This is a genomic window from Pseudomonas sp. GW-45, assembly GCF_056896675.1.
In genome coordinates this window covers 3984780-4001716 of sequence record NZ_CM167674.1, presented here as the reverse complement: position 1 = coordinate 4001716, position 16937 = coordinate 3984780, and the positions used below count along the sequence as shown (strand labels likewise).

The window sequence follows — 16937 nt, the reverse complement described above, 5'->3', positions numbered from 1 at the left end:
CCGAACGGCTAACAGGAGCATCACTGGTCAATCAATACGCCGGTGGAAGCGCCCCTTGGTTATTCCGACCCGCTGTGCCCCTGCCCTGTTCCGCTGCCAGCTAAAACATCAAGCGCACGCCAACCACCGCAAACCAAGCCTGATCAGCCTCCCCATGCTCAGCGGCAAAATCCGCAGTGCGCCCGAAGCTGCGCTCGTAGACCACGCCCACGTAAGGCGACACGCTGCGATCAATCAGGTCGTAGCTCAAGCGCAGGCCCAGCTCCATGCTGCTCAACCCTGCCCCCACACCAACCTCTTCGTCATCCGAAAAGGCCGCGTCGAGCTCAGCGGAGGGCGTTAATATCAGACGATTGCTCAGCAGGATTTCATATTCGGCATCCAGATCTACAGACACATCGCCCCGATCGCTGACATACAGGTTGCTGTCTAACTCAAACCAATAGGGCGCCAGACCAGCCAACCCAACAAAAGCGTACTGCCGATTCTGCCCGTCAGGCGTGTCAAAGCGCAGCCCAGCTTTGGCATCAAAGAAGGTGGAGACCGGAACCTGCAATGCCAGCTGATTTTCCAGCGTCTCGTAAACCTCTTCCTGGAGGTCATACTCCCCTTCGGTGATCCAGCGCAGCTTGAGATCATCGGTGCCGTAAAAGGCATCGGCACTCCAGTAACCCAGCTCCTCGCCGCGATCACCCGCGCGGTACTCCAACTCCTCGACCTGCACGCCATAGAAATAGCCGCTGTGCATCGAATGCTTCATTTGCGCTTCCATCGCCTGCAAGGGCAAGGCTGGCAGCAAGCCGGTTGCCAGCGCAAAAATTACTTTCCTCATTGCGCACCTCCTGCTGCTGTGGCCGGTCCACCTTCTACAATCACGGTGCGGAACATGCCCGCCGCCGCGTGGTAAGACAGATGACAGTGAAACGCCCATTTACCCGGCGCATCCACTTCGGTCTCCATGTATACGGTAGTGCCCGGCGCCACGCTGATCACATGCTTGACCGGGTTCCACTTATCCGCACCCACGTCCAGAATCGACCACATGCCGTGCAGATGCATGGGGTGAGTCATCATGGTTTCGTTGACGAATTTAAAACGCACCCGCTCGCCGTACTGCAACCGTATGGGCTCAGCATCCGACTCCTTCACGCCGTTGATCGACCAGATATAGCGCTCCATATTGCCCGTTAGGCGCAGTTCGATTTCGCGGGTGGGTTCACGGTCGGCGTATAAGGGTTTTTGAGCCCGCAGGTCTGCGTACGACAGAAACTTACCATCGTTGTAGGCGCTGGGAATCAGGCCGCTGCCGGCGGCGTAGAAAGGGTCGGCAGGCAGCGCCGCTTCGCCCATCGCCATCTTGGAGTGATCCATCCCAGCCATATCCATCTTCGAATGATCCATGCCCTGCATATTCGACATATCCATCTTCGAGTGATCCATGCCCTGCATATCCGACATATCCATCTTCGAGTGATCCATGCCCTGCATACCTGACATATCCATCTTCGAGTGGTCCATGCCCTGCATATCCGACATATCCATCTTCGAGTGGTCCATGCCCTGCATATCCGACATATCCATCTTCGAGTGGTCCATGCCACTCATGTTGCCGTGGTCCATGCCCATATCAGCCATGGTTAGCAGTGGCGCGGGGCGTAGCGCCGGTATTGCGCCTTGCATCCCCGGTCTTGGCGCCAAGGTGCCGCGCGCATACCCGGAACGCCCCATCGACTCGGCAAACAAGGTGTAAGCTTTGTCGTCCTTGGGCTGCACTATGACGTCATAGGTTTCCGCGACACCAATGCGCAACTCATCAACCTGCACTGGCTGCACGTTATTGCCATCGGCTTGCACCACCGTCATTTTCAAGCCTGGGAGCCGCACATCGAAGTAGGTCATGGCGGATGAGTTGATTAGCCGCAGCCGCACTCGCTCACCAGGATTGAACACCCCAGTCCAATTCTGCTCCGGTCCTTTGCCGTTTATCAGACCGGTAAAGCCCTGCACATCTTCCACATCAGCAGCCATCATGCGCATCTGCCCCCACATCAGCCGGTCATCCAGCGTCGCGGCAATACCATCACGTTTGCTGTCGGCCCAAAAACTGGCGACAGTCTGCTGCTGGCGATTGTAGTAATCGGGCATCATTTTTAAATTGCGCATGATGCGATCGCCCGAATGCGGATGCTTGTCGGTGAGTTGCACCACGTAGTCGCGGTCATACCGATAAGGTTCACGACCCTGCGGCTCGATGACGATGGCGCCGTAGGCCCCGTCCGGCTCCTGAAACCCGGAGTGACTGTGGAACCAGTAGGTCCCGGACTGCTTGATCGGAAAGCGATAAACAAAGGTTTCACCCGGCGCAATACCGGCATAGCTGATACCCGGCACGCCATCCATTTGAAACGGCAGAACCAGACCGTGCCAGTGAATCGAGGTCATCTCGTCCAGGTTATTGGTTACCTTGATGACAACGTCTTCGCCCTCTTTAAACCGCAACACTGGCCCCGGCGAGGCGCCGTTGTAACCGATGCCCTGTTTTTGGAAACTGCCGACATCGATCATCACCCGATCAACCGTCAGCGCGTATTCACCACCCAGCGCCATCATCGGCGCCAGTAACACCAGTAGCAGCATCTGCCGCATCACATTCATATACATCCGCGTCTACACCTCAGGTATTGGTCGATCCACCCCATCTGCTCACTGCACGCTAATCTCGCCCTGCATGCCCGCTTGATAGTGGCCTGGCACATTGCAGGCAAACTGCAGATTGGCCGTTTTAGCGAAAGTCCAGATGATCTCGCCCTGTTCACCGGGTTCCAGCAGCACACTGTTCGGATCGTCATGCTTCATGGTCTGGCCGTTGCCCATATCCATCTCCATCATGCTGCGATCCAGCTTGTCGCCTTTCAGCACACCGTGCTGCACCATCATCAGCATTTCGGCCTGATGCCCTTCGTGCATCGCCGCAGTACCAATATTGAACTCGTGTACCAGGCCGCCCTGATTGGTAATCTCAAACCGCACCGTTTCTCCCTCGCTGACGCTGAGGTCTTCCGGTTCGAAGTAGTTATCGTGCATGCTGACCTCAATAGTTCGCGTCACTTCGGAGGCTTTGCCCGGCTGGCCCATGGGCGCCGCAGCAGCGTGCTGATCGTGTCCCGCAGAGGCCTCTACGCCAGAAACAACAACCAATGCCAACAGTCCTGCGCCAGCCGATAATAAAATCTTCTTCATAACGTCCCGCCCCTGCTTCACAAGCGAATGCACACGACTCCGAGCACTCACAAAAAATCGGTTTGAATTGACAACCACCCTGGTGGCCGATGCACTCTCACTGCCAGCTAACCAGTGATTAGGCGCTCAGCATGTCGCGCGAAACTGAATCCTGACTGAACACACCTGAAAAAAGAGGCATCCCATGCGGCTGCTGTTGGTAGAAGATGATCCCTTGCTGCAAAGCAGCTTGCGCCAAAGTCTGGAACAAGCTGGCTTCGCGGTAGACGCCAGCGACTCGGCCAGCACGGCAGCGCAGTTGGGCTTGCAGGAAAGCTATCGAGTAGCCGTGGTGGATATTGGCCTGCCCGATGGCAATGGGCTGGAGGTCATGCAGCAATGGCGGCAGGCGGGCTGTGAGATGCCAGTGCTGCTGCTGACTGCCCGCGACAGCTGGCAGGACAAGGTCAACGGATTAAAAGCCGGAGCCGATGACTACCTCGCAAAGCCGTTCCACTGGGAAGAGCTACTAGCTCGGTTGCACGCACTGATCAGACGCAGCGAAGGGCGCACCTCCAGCACCATTGAGGCCGGCCGTTATCGCCTCGACGAAGAGCGTCAGCGGGTGTGCACCCCCGATGGCCAATGGCACGGTTTGACCGGCACGGAATTTCGTTTACTACGCTGTTTCATGAGCCGCCCCAACCGTCTGTTCTCCAAGGAAGAGTTGCTGGAGCAGCTCTACAACCTAGAAGCCGAGCCCAGTTTGAATACCATAGAAGCCTACATCCGCCGGCTGCGACTGTTGATTGGCCGCAACGCAATTCAAACCCAGCGAGGCCAAGGCTATGTCTTTACTGCCCAAGAGTAAGCCGGGCCGTTCGATACGCACCACCCTGCTGTGCTGGCTGCTGCCGTTCGCCGCCATCTTCATGGGCGTTGCCTGGGTTCTGCACGGGGTACTACTGGAGCGCATGACCCGCGACTTCGTAAAAGACCGCCTTTACCAGGAAGCCGCCTTTATCGAGCAGAATCTACGCGCCACCCCTGCCGGCGACGGCAACCAGATCGCCTTCCAGCACGACTCTTTTAACGCGGCGTCCCACCACGTTTATGCGGTGAGCCTAGCTGGCCGCGAGCTGTACTCACATCCGGACTGGAGCGCCCAGCTGCAACCCTGGCTGACCCAACCTGAAGAGGGCCTACAGACCTTGAGTACAAAGCTGCCCGGCCAGTCGGCCCCCAGTTACTTCCTCGCCTACCGCGCTACGTCTTCCGTAGAAGGCCAGCCCCTGATCATCGTGGTGGCAGAGGATTACAGCGTACTCAAGGCCGGAGAACAGGAACTCCACCTTTGGACCGCCCTGGTCGCCGTCGCTCTGCTATTGTTGTTGATCGGCATGATCTGGCTAGCAGTGCATTTGTCTCTGCGCCCCACCACTCAGTTGCGCCACCAGTTGCAACAGCTGCGCCAGGGCGGACGATCACGGCTAGACGAAGCCGTCCCAGCAGAGTTTCAGCGACTGACGCAACAGCTCAACCAATTACTCGACACACTGGACCAGCGCCTGGAGCGCTCCCGCCACACCAACGCCAACCTCTCGCACAGCGTTAAAACGCCGATTGCGGCCATCACCCAGATGCTCAGTAACACCCAACAACCCATCGATGACGCGATGCGCACGCAGATAACCAGCAAGCTGGCGGAAATCAACCTTCAGCTCGATACCTCCATGCGAAGCGCCCAAGCCGCAGGACCTCAAGCAGGTAAGAACGCCAACCCCGTAGTGCAGGCGCGCGACATGCTTTGGATGCTCGGACGCTTGTATGCCGACAAACGCTTTGAGCTCGACATCCAAATAGACGAGTACCAGCTGTGGCCGATTGAGGAGCAGGATTTGAATGAGTTACTAGGCAACCTGATCGACAATGCCGGCAAGTGGGCGCGCTCACAGGTCCTGGTGTGCTTGCAACAGGATGCACAGGCGTTCGAAATCCAGGTCGCGGATGATGGTATTGGCGTCGCGGAAGAACAACTCGAGCAGCTCGGCACACGCGGGCTTCGCCTGGACCAGCAAGTGCCCGGTCATGGCCTTGGCTTAGCCATAGTGAGAGAAACCGTCGCGCGCTATGACGGCACGCTGAGGTTTGCGGCCAGCGCTCAGGGGGGCTTACTGGCATGCGTTCGCTTGCCCCGCCAATCCTGATCTACAGACACAAACAAAGAGGGCGCCCGATGGACGCCCTCTTTGTTGTTTCCGGTATTGCCAGTCAGCTTACTTCTTGCTGCTGGTGAATTCCGGATAGGCTTCCATACCGCACTCGGAGATATCGACGCCTTCGTACTCTTCTTCTTCGCTAACGCGCAGGCCCATCACCAGTTTGATGATGCTCCATACGATCAAGCTAGAGATGAATACCCAGAGGAAGATAACTACGATGCCCAGCAGCTGCGCTTTCAGAGAAGCGTCGCCGTTGGTCAGGCATACAGCCAGCAGACCCCAGATACCGACCACACCGTGAACGGAGATGGCGCCGACCGGATCATCGATCTTCAGCTTGTCCAGACCCAGTACCGCGAAGACGACAATCACACCGCCTACCGCACCGATCAGAGTAGCTTGCAGACCACCAGGAGTCAGCGGCTCAGCTGTAATGGCAACCAAACCAGCCAGCGCGCCGTTCAGAGCCATGGTCAGGTCAGCCTTACCAAACAGGATACGAGCAACCAACAGACCTGCAATCAGACCACCGGCAGCCGCCGCGTTAGTGTTCAGGAAGATCTGAGCAACCGCGTTGGCGTCAGCAATGTTGGAAATAACCAACTGCGAACCGCCATTGAAGCCGAACCAGCCCAACCAAAGGATGAACATACCCAGGGTAGCCATCGGCAGGTTAGAACCAGGGATGGCACTGATCTGACCATTAGGACCGTACTTGCCTTTACGAGCACCCAGCAGCAGTACACCAGCCAGTGCAGCGGTAGCACCTGTCAGGTGGACCACACCAGAACCGGCGAAGTCGAGGAAGCCAGCCGCGTTCAGGAAGCCACCGCCCCATTTCCAGAAGCCCTGGATTGGGTAGATGAAGCCCGTCATGACGACGGCGAAGATCAGGAATGCGAACAGCTTCATGCGCTCGGCTACCGCACCCGAAACGATCGACATAGCTGTAGCGACGAAGACCACCTGGAAGAAGAAGTCGGATGCAACCGAATAGTAAGGTGCATCATCGCCGCCGGCGAGTACGTCTTCAACCGAGTTTTCTGGCCCGATCAGTACGCCAAAGCTCGGGAAAATGCCGCCTTCCGGACTGGAGTACATGATGTGGTAACCAATCAACAGGTACATGGTGCACGCAATAGCGTACAGGGCCACGTTCTTGGTGAGGATTTCGGTGGTGTTCTTGGCGCGGACCAAGCCGGCTTCGAGCATGGCGAAACCTGCCGCCATCCACATAACCAGCGCGCCGCAAATCAGAAAGTAGAACGTATCAAGTGCGTACTTGAGTTGTACGATATCTTCCATTTTTCAAGCCCCCCATATAGGCTTTTTTACTGCATTCGGTGAAAGAGCGTGCCTTAAATGGCGTCGGTGTCGGTTTCGCCGGTACGGATGCGGATAGCCTGCTCGAGGTTCACCACAAAGATTTTGCCATCGCCGATCTTGCCGGTGTTGGCCGCTTTAGTGATGGATTCGATCACGCGATCAAGCATGTCGTCGCCGATGGCTACGTCAATTTTTACCTTAGGCAGGAAGTCCACAACGTACTCCGCACCGCGGTATAGCTCGGTATGACCTTTCTGCCGGCCAAAACCTTTGACCTCAGTCACAGTGATGCCCTGCACACCGATCTCGGATAGCGCTTCACGCACATCATCCAGTTTGAAAGGCTTGATTACCGCCGTTACTAGTTTCATTTTGATACTCCCGTGGAAATGGACTGCCCTGGGGGACAGGACAAGTCTATGCCGAGTTAGAGGCTTTTAGAAACGGACAATACAAAAGTGCTGCCGCAGTAGTCAGAATCACCGGCAAAGCCGGCACATTCATCCGAGCTCATATATGTTTCGGCATATGGCAAGTCCGTGGCGCTCAGAGCGATGGCCGATTTAGCCAGGGTCAAACGCTTCATTGTTATGCTCCTGATGTGATCAACACTGTTCTGGCTGCGATTTGGTGTTGCGCCCTGCAATAGGACTGCACACCGCCTTCAGCTACAGCACACATTGCAGAAAACCTGCCAATTTTGTTTTCTTCTTAAAAATCAATGATATGAAAAATATCGTACAACAAACAACCAGCCTTCACGCCCTCTCTTGCACCAGTGTAGTGCACGCCTGTAGGGCGCGCGCGCATTCGGCGCACGATCAGGGAGCGCGTTTCGGTCTGCCTGCACTCAGTGCTACACTGCGGTGCTAGCAAGGGCATATGCCCAACCAACACTAATCATCGCCGCAGGTATCCGGGATGCTGCATAAACTTGTAATAGACGCCGTCAGCAGCCAAGCAAGCAAGCTGCTAATGAGCGAAAAGGGGCTGCCAGCCCCCGACGTCGAAAAGCATCTCAAAGCCATGCTACAAAGCGCTTTGAGCAAGTTAGACGTGGTCAGCCGCGATGAATTTGAGACCCAACAGGTCGTGCTCATGCGTACCCGTGAGCGTCTGGAGGCATTGGAGGCGCGCGTCGCGGCCTTCGAAAACTCGAGCTCCGAACACCCCGATAAATAACCTTACCTACGCCTGAGCCCGGCTGTATCAGGCACCAGATTTAATGATCAAGGAGTGATCATGTCACTGGCGATAGTCCACAGCCGCGCCCGCCTGGGCATCCAGGCTCCTCCGGTTAGCGTTGAAGTGCATCTTGCCAACGGCATGCCTAGCCTGACCTTGGTTGGCCTGCCCGAGACGGCCGTACGCGAGAGTAAAGATCGCGTGCGCAGCGCTCTACAGAATGCTCAGCTGGATTTTCCGAGCCTCAAGCGCATCACTATTAATCTCGCACCCGCCGATTTACCCAAGGAAGGCGGCCGATTCGATCTTGCCATCGCATTGGGGTTGTTAGCGGCCAGCGGACAAATACCCCCTGAACGGCTCGCGGACTGTGAATGCATTGGCGAGCTGGCGCTATCCGGTGAGCTGCGTCCGGTACAGGGTGTATTACCCGTTGCCTTAGCCTGCCGCGACGCCGGGCGCACACTCATACTGCCGCGCGCCAATGCCGCCGAAGCAGCATTGGTCAATGGCGTAGAGCTGATTGCTGCAGATCACCTTTTGGCCCTTTGTGAGCATTTGCGCAACGGGCAGCCGCTGCCGCCACTGAGCCCGGCCCCCCCACCCACGCCCGTTAAAGTCGCCGAGCTGGCTGAGGTGCAGGGCCAACAACAGGCCAAGCGGGCGCTTATTGTTGCCGCGAGCGGCGGCCATAACCTGTTGCTATTTGGCCCACCCGGCACCGGCAAGACCCTACTCGCCAGCCGTCTGCCTGGCATACTACCGCCTCTCCTGGAACAGGAAGCCTTAGAAGTAGCAGCCATTCAATCGGTGTGTGATCGCACGCCACTGACCTGTTGGCCGACGCGCCCTTTTCGCGCGCCCCATCATGGTGCATCAGCTGCCGCATTGGTTGGCGGCGGCAGCCAACCGCGTCCCGGCGAGATAAGTCAGGCGCACAACGGCGTACTGTTTCTTGATGAACTGCCCGAGTTCGACCGCAAGGTGCTGGAGATGCTGCGTGAGCCAATGGAGTCAGGCTGCATTCACATAGCCCGTGCCCGTGAACAACTGACCTTCCCTGCCCGCTTTCAACTTATCGCCGCAATGAACCCATGCCCCTGCGGCTTTCAAGGCGATCCCAGCGGGCGATGCCGCTGCACACCTGAACAAGTGCAACGCTATCGCAGCAAGTTGTCTGGCCCGCTGCTGGATCGCATAGATCTGCATTTAGCGATGCACAACGAGCCGTTTTCGCTCAGCGCCGAACACACCTTGGCGGAGCCCAATAGCGCGACAGCTGCGGCGCAGGTATTGAGCGCACGACAACGTCAAGCCGAGCGGCAGCAAGGTCTCAATGCCCACCTGGGTATGGATGGCTTGCGCGATTTTTGCGCACTGGTAACTGAGGATGCCCGCTGGCTGGAGCAAGCCAGTGTAAGGTTGGGGCTGTCGCGGCGTGCCAGCCACCGCACACTCAAGGTAGCGCGCAGCATCGCCGACTTGGCCGGTGTCGCGCAGATTGCGCGTGCTCACTTGGCAGAAGCGTTGCAATACCGGCAACTGGATCGGCAACCCGGCGGTGGCTAAACAGGGGCGCTGCTAAAGCGCTCGGCCTGCATTAGTAACAGTTCCGGATAAACGGAGCTGGCGCTCTACGCGATGTGCACTATATTAAATCGCAGCGGGGCGGCGTCGGTTTTGAATAGCATGGCGCCAGCAAAGTCGATAGTCGCCTCGCTATTCACCTTCCAACCCCCGATACAACTCAGCTAAATAGCGAAGACACCTTGTCGTCGGCATTCTGGGCTTCGGTGCGGCCCATGCTGTAAGCATCCATGAAGTAGCACAGCTCATCAAAAGCCAAGGCCGGGCTGATGAAGTAACCTTGCACCTGCTCACAGCCCAGACCCCGCAAAACCTCCAACTGTTCGCGATGCTCTACGCCCTCTGCGACAACCTCCAGCCCAAGGCTATGCCCCATATCAATCATGGCGCCGACCAATTGCCGGTCCGCCGTGCGTTCGGCAATGCCTTTGACGAAGCTGCGGTCAATCTTCAACAGATTGATCGGCAAGCTGTGCAGGTGCACAAAAGATGAGAAGCCGGTGCCAAAATCATCCAGCGAGAAGCGCACGCCCAGTCCGGTCATCCCGTCCATGGTCATCAGCACCTGTTCGGGCTGCTGCATTACTGCCGTTTCGGTCAGCTCGAACTCTAACCAATGCGGGTCGATACCAGTGCGTTCAAGCAAGCGCTGGACAGTCGATAGCAAACGGCTGTCCTGAAACTGACGGAACGACATGTTCACTGCGACATGCACAGGCGGCGTGCCCATCTTCTGCAGCCGCGCCAAGTCCTGACAGGCCCGGGCGATAACCCAGTACCCCATCGGGACAATCAAACCGGTATCTTCCGCCAGTGGAATAAACTCGTTCGGCCCCAGCAGCCCGCGCTCCGGATGGCGCCAGCGGATCAAACCCTCGAGCCCCACGATGTTGCCAGTGCTCAATTCCACACGGGGCTGATAATGCAGCTCAAACTCGTTGCGTCGTAAAGCCTGGCGCAGAGAAGACTCAAACTCAATCAGGCTGTTGGCTTGGAGGTTGATGCGCTCATCGTAAAAATGGAAGTTGCAACCACGCTGCCCCTTCGCCTGCAACATGGCCAAATTGGAGTGCAATAACAGACTGTCTACTGTTTGTCCGCCTTCGGGGTAAGTCGCGATGCCAATACTGCAGCCCAACAATAGGCCCTCACGATTGACTGTAAAAGGCTCAGCCATTTCGTTAGTCACCTTTTGCGCGACCTGCAGCAAATTACTGGCAGTGGTGTAATCCTCGATCACCAGCGCAAACTCATCGCTGCCCATACGGCCGATGGTGTCGGTATTGCGCAACACACTGCGCAGACGGGTAACCACCTCACAAATGATGGTATCGCCAGCGCTGTGGCCCAGGGTGTCGTTCACATGGCGGAAGTTGTCGAGGTCGATAAAGAGCACGGCGAGAGGCTGATTAGTGCGCAGCGCGCGGCGCATGCCCTGCTTGAGCCGATCCTGAAACATTTGCCGATTGCAGGTTCCGGTCAACGCATCAAAATTACCGGCGTGCGCCAAGGCAGAGCGCAGCTTGTGGCGCTCGATCGCATACTGAAAACAACGGATGACTTCACTGCTACTGGACTGATCCCAAAGAACATCGTGGAGAGCGCTTCCAACACCGTTGAAATCCGGCTCAGTCGATAGATGAATCACCGGCACACCACAATCAGCCAACAGCGCAAGATTTTCTGCGCGGGCAATGACTGCCTGCACCTCGCCGCGATTGATCTGCGTCTGCAACTCGTGCCAACTTTCCTGTCGCTCAAGCATAAAAATACTGCTTTTTACGGCAGATAGCCGATGACACAGCCGCACAAAGGCACCGTGATCGGTATCAAGTAGCACAATTCGCTGCGTTGGACTCTCAGCGCTCAACTAGCGATCCCCCAAGGATCAGGACAATATCCGAATCAATTGGTACCGACTCCCAGCGTCAGCACCCTCTCAACCCACTGCTATCTATATGATTTACTTCGGGTCTTGCTTGCACAGGGCAACTACACAGGCCCTCACGCAAATGATTCAGAACACCCCAAAAAATAAGTTTCTTTTAAATTTAGTTATATACAACGCTTTTATGAAGTCAGTTATAGCGAAAATCCAGCCATTAACCAAGCCTAGTGTTTGGCTATTACACGGTCAGTTGAGCAAAAACTGCTATTATTGCCCACCCCCACCGCAGGAGCAGCCGACCAGTGGCAAGCCTCAATCCCCGTCAACAAGAAGCCGTCGAGTACATCAGCGGTCCACTGCTGGTATTGGCTGGCGCGGGTAGCGGCAAAACCAGCGTCATTACGCGCAAGATCGCCTATTTGGTCAAAGAGTGTGGCATTCGTGCGCAGCACATTATTGCCGTGACCTTTACCAATAAAGCCGCGCGCGAAATGAAATCCCGCGTTAGCCAGTTGATCAAAGGCCCGGATGCACGCGGCCTGACGGTATCTACCTTTCATAACCTGGGCCTGAATATCATCCGCAAGGAACATCAGCGGTTGGGTTACAAGCCGGGTTTCTCGATCTTCGATCAGCAGGATGCTTTAGCGTTGATCACGGATTTGATGCGCCGCGACTATGGCGCCGACGACGGCATCGACGGAATTCAAGGGAAAATCTCCTCTTGGAAGAACGATCTCATCCTGCCGGACGAAGCCTTGGCGCTAGCCAAAACGCCGCAAGATCAGACCGCTGCCAGCGTTTACATCCACTATCAACGCACACTCAAGGCCTATAACGCGGTCGACTTTGACGACCTAATTCTGATTCCGGTGATGCTCTTTCGCGACAACCCCGACATACTGGAAAAATGGCAGTTTCGCATCCGTTACATGCTAGTCGACGAGTATCAAGACACTAACGCCAGCCAGTATCTATTGGTCAAGATGCTGGTCGGGACGCAAGCGCGCTTTACCGTGGTGGGCGATGACGACCAATCAATTTACGCCTGGCGTGGCGCGCGGCCAGAAAACCTCGCACAGCTTAAAGAAGATTTTCCGGCCCTCAAGGTAGTGATGCTGGAGCAGAACTACCGCTCCACCAGCCGCATTCTGCGCGCGGCCAATACCTTGATTGCCAATAACCCGCACGTGTTCGAGAAAAAGCTCTGGAGCGAACTGGGCTATGGCGACCCGCTACGCGTGATTCGCTGCCGCAATGAAGAAGCCGAAGCCGAGCGTGTGGCGGTGGAGATTCAGAACCAGCATTTACAACATAAGCGCGCCTGGCGTGACTTCGCCGTGCTCTATCGCGGCAACCACCAGGCAAGATTGATCGAGCTTAAACTGCAACATCACCAGGTGCCTTATCACCTGTCCGGCGGCACCAGCTTCTTCGCCCGGCAGGAAGTGAAAGATCTAATGTCCTACTTCCGCTTGCTGGTCAATCAGGACGACGACAACGCCTTGCTGCGGGTCATCAACGTACCACGCCGCGAAATAGGCCCAGCCACCCTGGAAAAGCTCGGCACCTACGCCAACGAGCGGCAATGCAGCATGTACCAAGCCTGCACCGAGACCGGCCTGAGCGAACGCTTGGACGCCCGCTACGCCGAGAAGCTGCAGCGCTTTATCCACTGGATGGATGGCGTGCGCATGCAATGCAGCAAGGAAGACCCCATCGACGCGCTGCGCAAAATGGTGCTCGATTTGGACTATGAAAACTGGATTCGCCAGAACTGCTCCAGCGACGGTATCGCCGCCAAGCGTATGGGCAACGTCTGGTTCCTGCTCGATGCGCTAAAGAGCATTCTCGAAAAGGACGAAAGTGGCAAAACCACCATCGAGGACGCCATCGCCAAATTGGTGCTACGCGACATGCTCGAACGCCAGGAAGAGGAAGAGGACAACGACCGCGTCCAGCTGATGACCCTGCACGCCTCCAAGGGCCTCGAATATCCGCATGTATTCATCACCGGCATGGAAGAGGAAATTCTCCCGCACCGCTCCAGCATCGAAGCCGACAGCGTAGAAGAAGAGAGACGCCTGGCCTATGTTGGCATTACCCGCGCACGTAAAACGCTAACCTTCACCTTTGCCGCTAAGCGCCGCCAATTCGGTGAAATATTTGACTGCCTGCCCAGTCGCTTCCTCGCGGAAATCCCCTCCGAAGACCTGGAGTGGGAAGGCACTGACGAAGCGCCCGTCGAAGAAAAACAGGCGCGCGGCAAAGCAGCTCTTTCCAACCTACGCGGCCTGCTAGGCGGCTGAACCAAGCCTTAACTTAAGCCCGAACGAAAAACGCCCCGCAGATGCGGGGCGTTTTTGTATCGCCACTAAAAATCAGAGGCCGGACATATGATGGATCGCGTTCAGGATTTCTTCATCCGAACAATCAGCACAGGTGCCTTTTGGCGGCATTGAATTCAGGCCAGTGACGGCAGACTGGACCAGCGCATCCATATCACCACCGTGCGAGTCCAGACGCGCCTGCCAAGCAGCGCTATCGCCAGCTTTGGGAGCGCCCAATACGCCAGTCGAATGACAAGCAGTACAGAACGTACCAAAAACAGCCTCACCCGTGCGGGGCTCGCCACCAGCAGCTGCGCCGCCGCCAGCTACTTCTTCAGCACAAGGATCGCCTACCAGACACACTTCACCGTAAGGCTTAAGGCGCTCCGCGATGGCCTCTTCGTTGGCCGTTGCAGCAAAGGCATTACCGGCAATTACTACCAGCATGGCCGCCGAGGCCAGCAAAATATTTTTCAAAGTCATCAGCTTATGCATCCTCATCATAGCTATAAGAGTCGTGCCCAAGTACGTTGCCTGGACAATGATCGCGAGTATACCGGGAAACCATCAAGCGACAAAATAGCCAATGCCCAGAAGATACACCCGACAGTGCGGCCATTCACCGCACAAGCATGGACGCCGGAGATTTCAATGCGTATCATTGCGGCGCTGAAACCCGGCTCGCCACCGCATGGCTCCGCGCTTCACACCACGCACCAATAGTTCAGCTGGATAGAGTACCGCCCTCCGAAGGCAATACTCACCCTCTTGTGCCACGGTGCGGCTAAAGGTCAAAATGGCCTCGTATTACTTATATGCACCCGTAGCTCAGCTGGATAGAGTACCGCCCTCCGAAGGCGGGGGTCACTGGTTCGAATCCAGTCGGGTGCACCATCTCGTTATAAATCAACAACTTACACCTCCTCTAAATCGACAAATTCACAAGCCGATCCCTGCCCCAATCAGCTAGCACTCAATTTCGAGTCAGACAGCTGATGAATACCATGACATCTAGCTCAAATCACGAGCAAACCCCTTAAAATCGTCAGTGCCCAGCATGTGCCCAAATCGTGCCCACTTGGTTTTGGTGATGAGTGGGTGAACTGCTAATTTGAGTACTGCCTCAGGTGGGGCGCATAGGCATCCTGCAAGCATTAGCAAATGTCGATGGCACGCTGCGCCTTTGATAGTCATAACCGAGCAGTAGATTTTGGCTGATAGCCTTCCTTCACCACCGGCCGGTATCGGCCAGACTCGGTCTTTACCACGGCGTACCAATTAGAGATTTTTGCAGCCACTGAATTGCGTGTGGCAAGCGAGCTAGTCCCTTTTTAGCTAGCCCTGTCACAATTGTTTCCAAACCTTTTACCGGCAAGCCTTTCACCTCTGTGATTAACTGGCTTTTAACGCTGCCTTCTAACTCCGAAGCTTCGATCTGCTTGGCAAGCAGGTCGCGGACACTGTCAGCGTGCAGCCGAACGGTCAGGGTGCCCAAAATGGCAGTGAGCCCGCCGTCTTCCTCCAAGAAATCCAATCCGCTGGCTGTCAGTGTAAGTCTCGTCGGCAAGAAGTCGCCACGACCTGTGGAGGTCATCCGTAAATCACCGGCCACCAAGCCGTACTCGATCAGATATGCAGCGTTTGCAGTCAGGTGCTGAGGATCACCGTGTAGATGCTCCATACGGTTAGTGAAAAATGGCATCGGGTAGTGTTCTCACAATTCTTCCAGCAGCTTACGCTGTAGATCACGATCCAGCTTCATATAGCCTCCATGCAGTTGTTATGGGTCACTGAATCCTAGCTTGGACAAGCGAGCAGGCTCAGAATCAGCTTATGGTTCTTAGGCAGGTCGGCCAGCGTCATTAGGAAGAACAACAGCCCGATGCCGGCGATTTCCTTACAGCATCATGCGGCGGGTTCGTCAGGCGGGAATTGATCAATCAGCGCAGTCAGCTCCTCTACCAGACGCTGATGACCTGCTGGGTTCAGATCTATATTCGTGAGGATGCAAGGTTGCGACATTGCCATTCGTTTTTCCCCCGTTTCATCCCACACCTCTATTTGACCATTGCAGTACATGCACCAGAGAAAAGCGTGGACTGCAAGCTCCTCCTGAACTGTGGCGCGGCTGTTGCGATCCTGTTTGAAATCTACATCCCGTAATGGATTGAACAGTAAGCGCTCGTTGGCGAAATCGAGCATTATTCGAACTAGGACGTTCTGGCTCTCACTTTCGAGATCAATAACCAGTTTCCCTTCGAGTAGCCCGCCCCCGGACATTTTCATTTTCCCCAACGGATAGAATTTGCCTTGCTTACGGGCAAGAACCAAGTAGTGCTCTGGACCTTCGTACCTCTCACCTGGCGCCAGCGCTCCGTGTCGAAGTGCTTCCAGCTCGACATCGTTGAAGAGTTCCCTGAAGCCCGCAAGCTCATAGAGGTGGTCTCTCTGGTAAGCGTAAGGTCGGGTAATTTCGAGACGTTCTTCCATAGCAATTTCAGCCAAATGGCGCATGAGAGGAAGGTCCTGGATGATGCGTTGATGGTCGGAGGGGTCGTCAGGATCAACAATGTCATCCCGCTCCGCATGAGCGATCGCGTGACGACCTTGGTTGGCTACATAGGTTGCGATTTCCTCGCCTGCTCGGATCAATTCATTTCTTCGCTCGATTGCCTCCCTGGCGGTTAGCCGCGGTAGCGTCGCGACGATCCAAGGCCCGCGTTCCCTCCCATTGGGCAATGATCGACTGAAGGCCTTGTAGAACCCCAGAAACGAGTAAAAGGGGTTGTCTATGGACAGGCCTTCCCGATAATAAGCCAGCGCTTTGCGTGCCTCGTCACTCGCAGGTGCGCAAAGGTTGTCAGATGGAAGGTAGTCCGTAATTGCATTGTTTCGTAATTTACCTAATCGGAAAGGAGAACTCCCACCGGCCCACATAACCAGCTCTACTTTTTGACCTTCACGCCAAGCTATGGCGGTTGCGAGCCGCATGATTACTGCCCTGCACTGGTCGTCAGTCAGGCCTAGACCATCGGTACGAAGCGCGATAGCGGGTAGGGCGCCCCCTTGTTCACCACGCTCTGCGGGCTGGAGCAAGAACCGTATACCCTCGAAGGATAGAACTTGTGGCCGCATTGGCCAAAAGACTCTGCTTTCCACGCCTGCCGTTATCCAGTGTCC

The 16937-nt window shown here is 56.0% G+C and carries 15 protein-coding genes and 1 tRNA gene; 6 read left to right on the top strand and 10 right to left on the bottom strand.

What is annotated here, in order from left to right; genetic code table 11:
• Nucleotides 1–100: 100 nt before the first annotated feature.
• The 3 genes from AC1XYH_RS18855 to AC1XYH_RS18845 are packed head-to-tail and all read right to left on the bottom strand — an operon-like array spanning nt 101 to nt 3240.
• Nucleotides 101–832, bottom strand: a complete 732-nt coding sequence (locus AC1XYH_RS18855) for a copper resistance protein B (RefSeq protein WP_483324611.1) — start codon at nt 830–832, stop codon at nt 101–103.
• Entirely contained in the window at nt 829–2655 is a 1827-nt protein-coding gene (locus tag AC1XYH_RS18850; RefSeq protein WP_483326418.1) for a copper resistance system multicopper oxidase, read from the bottom strand. The genes AC1XYH_RS18855 and AC1XYH_RS18850 overlap by 4 nt, the downstream gene beginning before the upstream one ends.
• A gap of 48 nt (nt 2656–2703) precedes the next feature.
• A complete protein-coding gene (locus AC1XYH_RS18845; protein WP_483324610.1) occupies nt 2704–3240 on the bottom strand; it encodes a cupredoxin domain-containing protein in 537 nt (178 codons plus the stop codon).
• A 184-nt stretch (nt 3241–3424) separates the two neighbouring features.
• Here AC1XYH_RS18845 and AC1XYH_RS18840 point away from each other — a divergent pair, with 184 nt between their 5' ends.
• Both AC1XYH_RS18840 and AC1XYH_RS18835 read left to right on the top strand, forming a co-directional pair.
• Nucleotides 3425–4090 (top strand): response regulator transcription factor, encoded by a 666-nt coding sequence (locus AC1XYH_RS18840; RefSeq protein WP_483324609.1) that lies wholly within the window; start codon nt 3425–3427, stop codon nt 4088–4090.
• Nucleotides 4068–5426 carry an ATP-binding protein gene (locus AC1XYH_RS18835; protein WP_483324608.1) on the top strand — a complete coding sequence of 453 codons (1359 nt, stop codon included), beginning with the start codon at nt 4068–4070 and terminating at the stop codon, nt 5424–5426. Before AC1XYH_RS18840 ends, AC1XYH_RS18835 begins: the two co-directional genes overlap by 23 nt.
• Nucleotides 5427–5495: 69 nt before the next feature.
• On the opposite strand, the gene AC1XYH_RS18830 is transcribed toward AC1XYH_RS18835, so the two are convergent.
• The 3 genes from AC1XYH_RS18830 to AC1XYH_RS18820 are packed head-to-tail and all read right to left on the bottom strand — an operon-like array spanning nt 5496 to nt 7353.
• A complete protein-coding gene (locus tag AC1XYH_RS18830; protein WP_483324607.1) occupies nt 5496–6746 on the bottom strand; it encodes an ammonium transporter in 1251 nt (416 codons plus the stop codon).
• 53 nt (nt 6747–6799) lie between these two features.
• Entirely contained in the window at nt 6800–7138 is a 339-nt protein-coding gene (gene glnK / locus AC1XYH_RS18825; RefSeq protein ID WP_092286485.1) for a P-II family nitrogen regulator, read from the bottom strand.
• Nucleotides 7139–7194: 56 nt separating this feature from the next.
• Nucleotides 7195–7353, bottom strand: coding sequence for a hypothetical protein (locus AC1XYH_RS18820; RefSeq protein WP_483324606.1), 159 nt, complete (start codon nt 7351–7353; stop codon nt 7195–7197).
• Nucleotides 7354–7688: 335 nt separating this feature from the next.
• Between AC1XYH_RS18820 and AC1XYH_RS18815 the strand changes: the two genes are divergently transcribed.
• A complete protein-coding gene (locus AC1XYH_RS18815; RefSeq protein WP_483324605.1) occupies nt 7689–7949 on the top strand; it encodes an accessory factor UbiK family protein in 261 nt (86 codons plus the stop codon).
• A gap of 60 nt (nt 7950–8009) precedes the next feature.
• On the top strand, nt 8010–9521 hold the full coding sequence (locus AC1XYH_RS18810; protein ID WP_483324604.1) for a YifB family Mg chelatase-like AAA ATPase: 1512 nt from the start codon (nt 8010–8012) through the stop codon (nt 9519–9521).
• Between the two features lie 178 nt (nt 9522–9699).
• Here the strand turns inward: AC1XYH_RS18810 and AC1XYH_RS18805 are convergent, their stop codons facing one another.
• Nucleotides 9700–11409, bottom strand: coding sequence for a putative bifunctional diguanylate cyclase/phosphodiesterase (locus AC1XYH_RS18805; RefSeq protein ID WP_483324603.1), 1710 nt, complete (start codon nt 11407–11409; stop codon nt 9700–9702).
• 320 nt (nt 11410–11729) lie between these two features.
• Between AC1XYH_RS18805 and rep the strand changes: the two genes are divergently transcribed.
• Entirely contained in the window at nt 11730–13736 is a 2007-nt protein-coding gene (gene rep, locus AC1XYH_RS18800; protein ID WP_483324602.1) for a DNA helicase Rep, read from the top strand.
• A gap of 72 nt (nt 13737–13808) precedes the next feature.
• Here the strand turns inward: rep and AC1XYH_RS18795 are convergent, their stop codons facing one another.
• A complete protein-coding gene (locus AC1XYH_RS18795; RefSeq protein WP_483324601.1) occupies nt 13809–14240 on the bottom strand; it encodes a c-type cytochrome in 432 nt (143 codons plus the stop codon).
• A gap of 334 nt (nt 14241–14574) precedes the next feature.
• Here AC1XYH_RS18795 and AC1XYH_RS18790 point away from each other — a divergent pair.
• A tRNA-Arg gene (locus AC1XYH_RS18790) sits at nt 14575–14651 on the top strand.
• 367 nt (nt 14652–15018) lie between these two features.
• On the opposite strand, the gene AC1XYH_RS18785 is transcribed toward AC1XYH_RS18790, so the two are convergent.
• Nucleotides 15019–15459, bottom strand: a complete 441-nt coding sequence (locus tag AC1XYH_RS18785; RefSeq protein ID WP_483324600.1) for a hypothetical protein — start codon at nt 15457–15459, stop codon at nt 15019–15021.
• Nucleotides 15460–15662: 203 nt separating this feature from the next.
• Entirely contained in the window at nt 15663–16748 is a 1086-nt protein-coding gene (gene mauJ / locus AC1XYH_RS18780) for a methylamine utilization protein MauJ (protein ID WP_483324599.1), read from the bottom strand.
• Between the last annotated feature and the right edge of the window lie 189 nt (nt 16749–16937).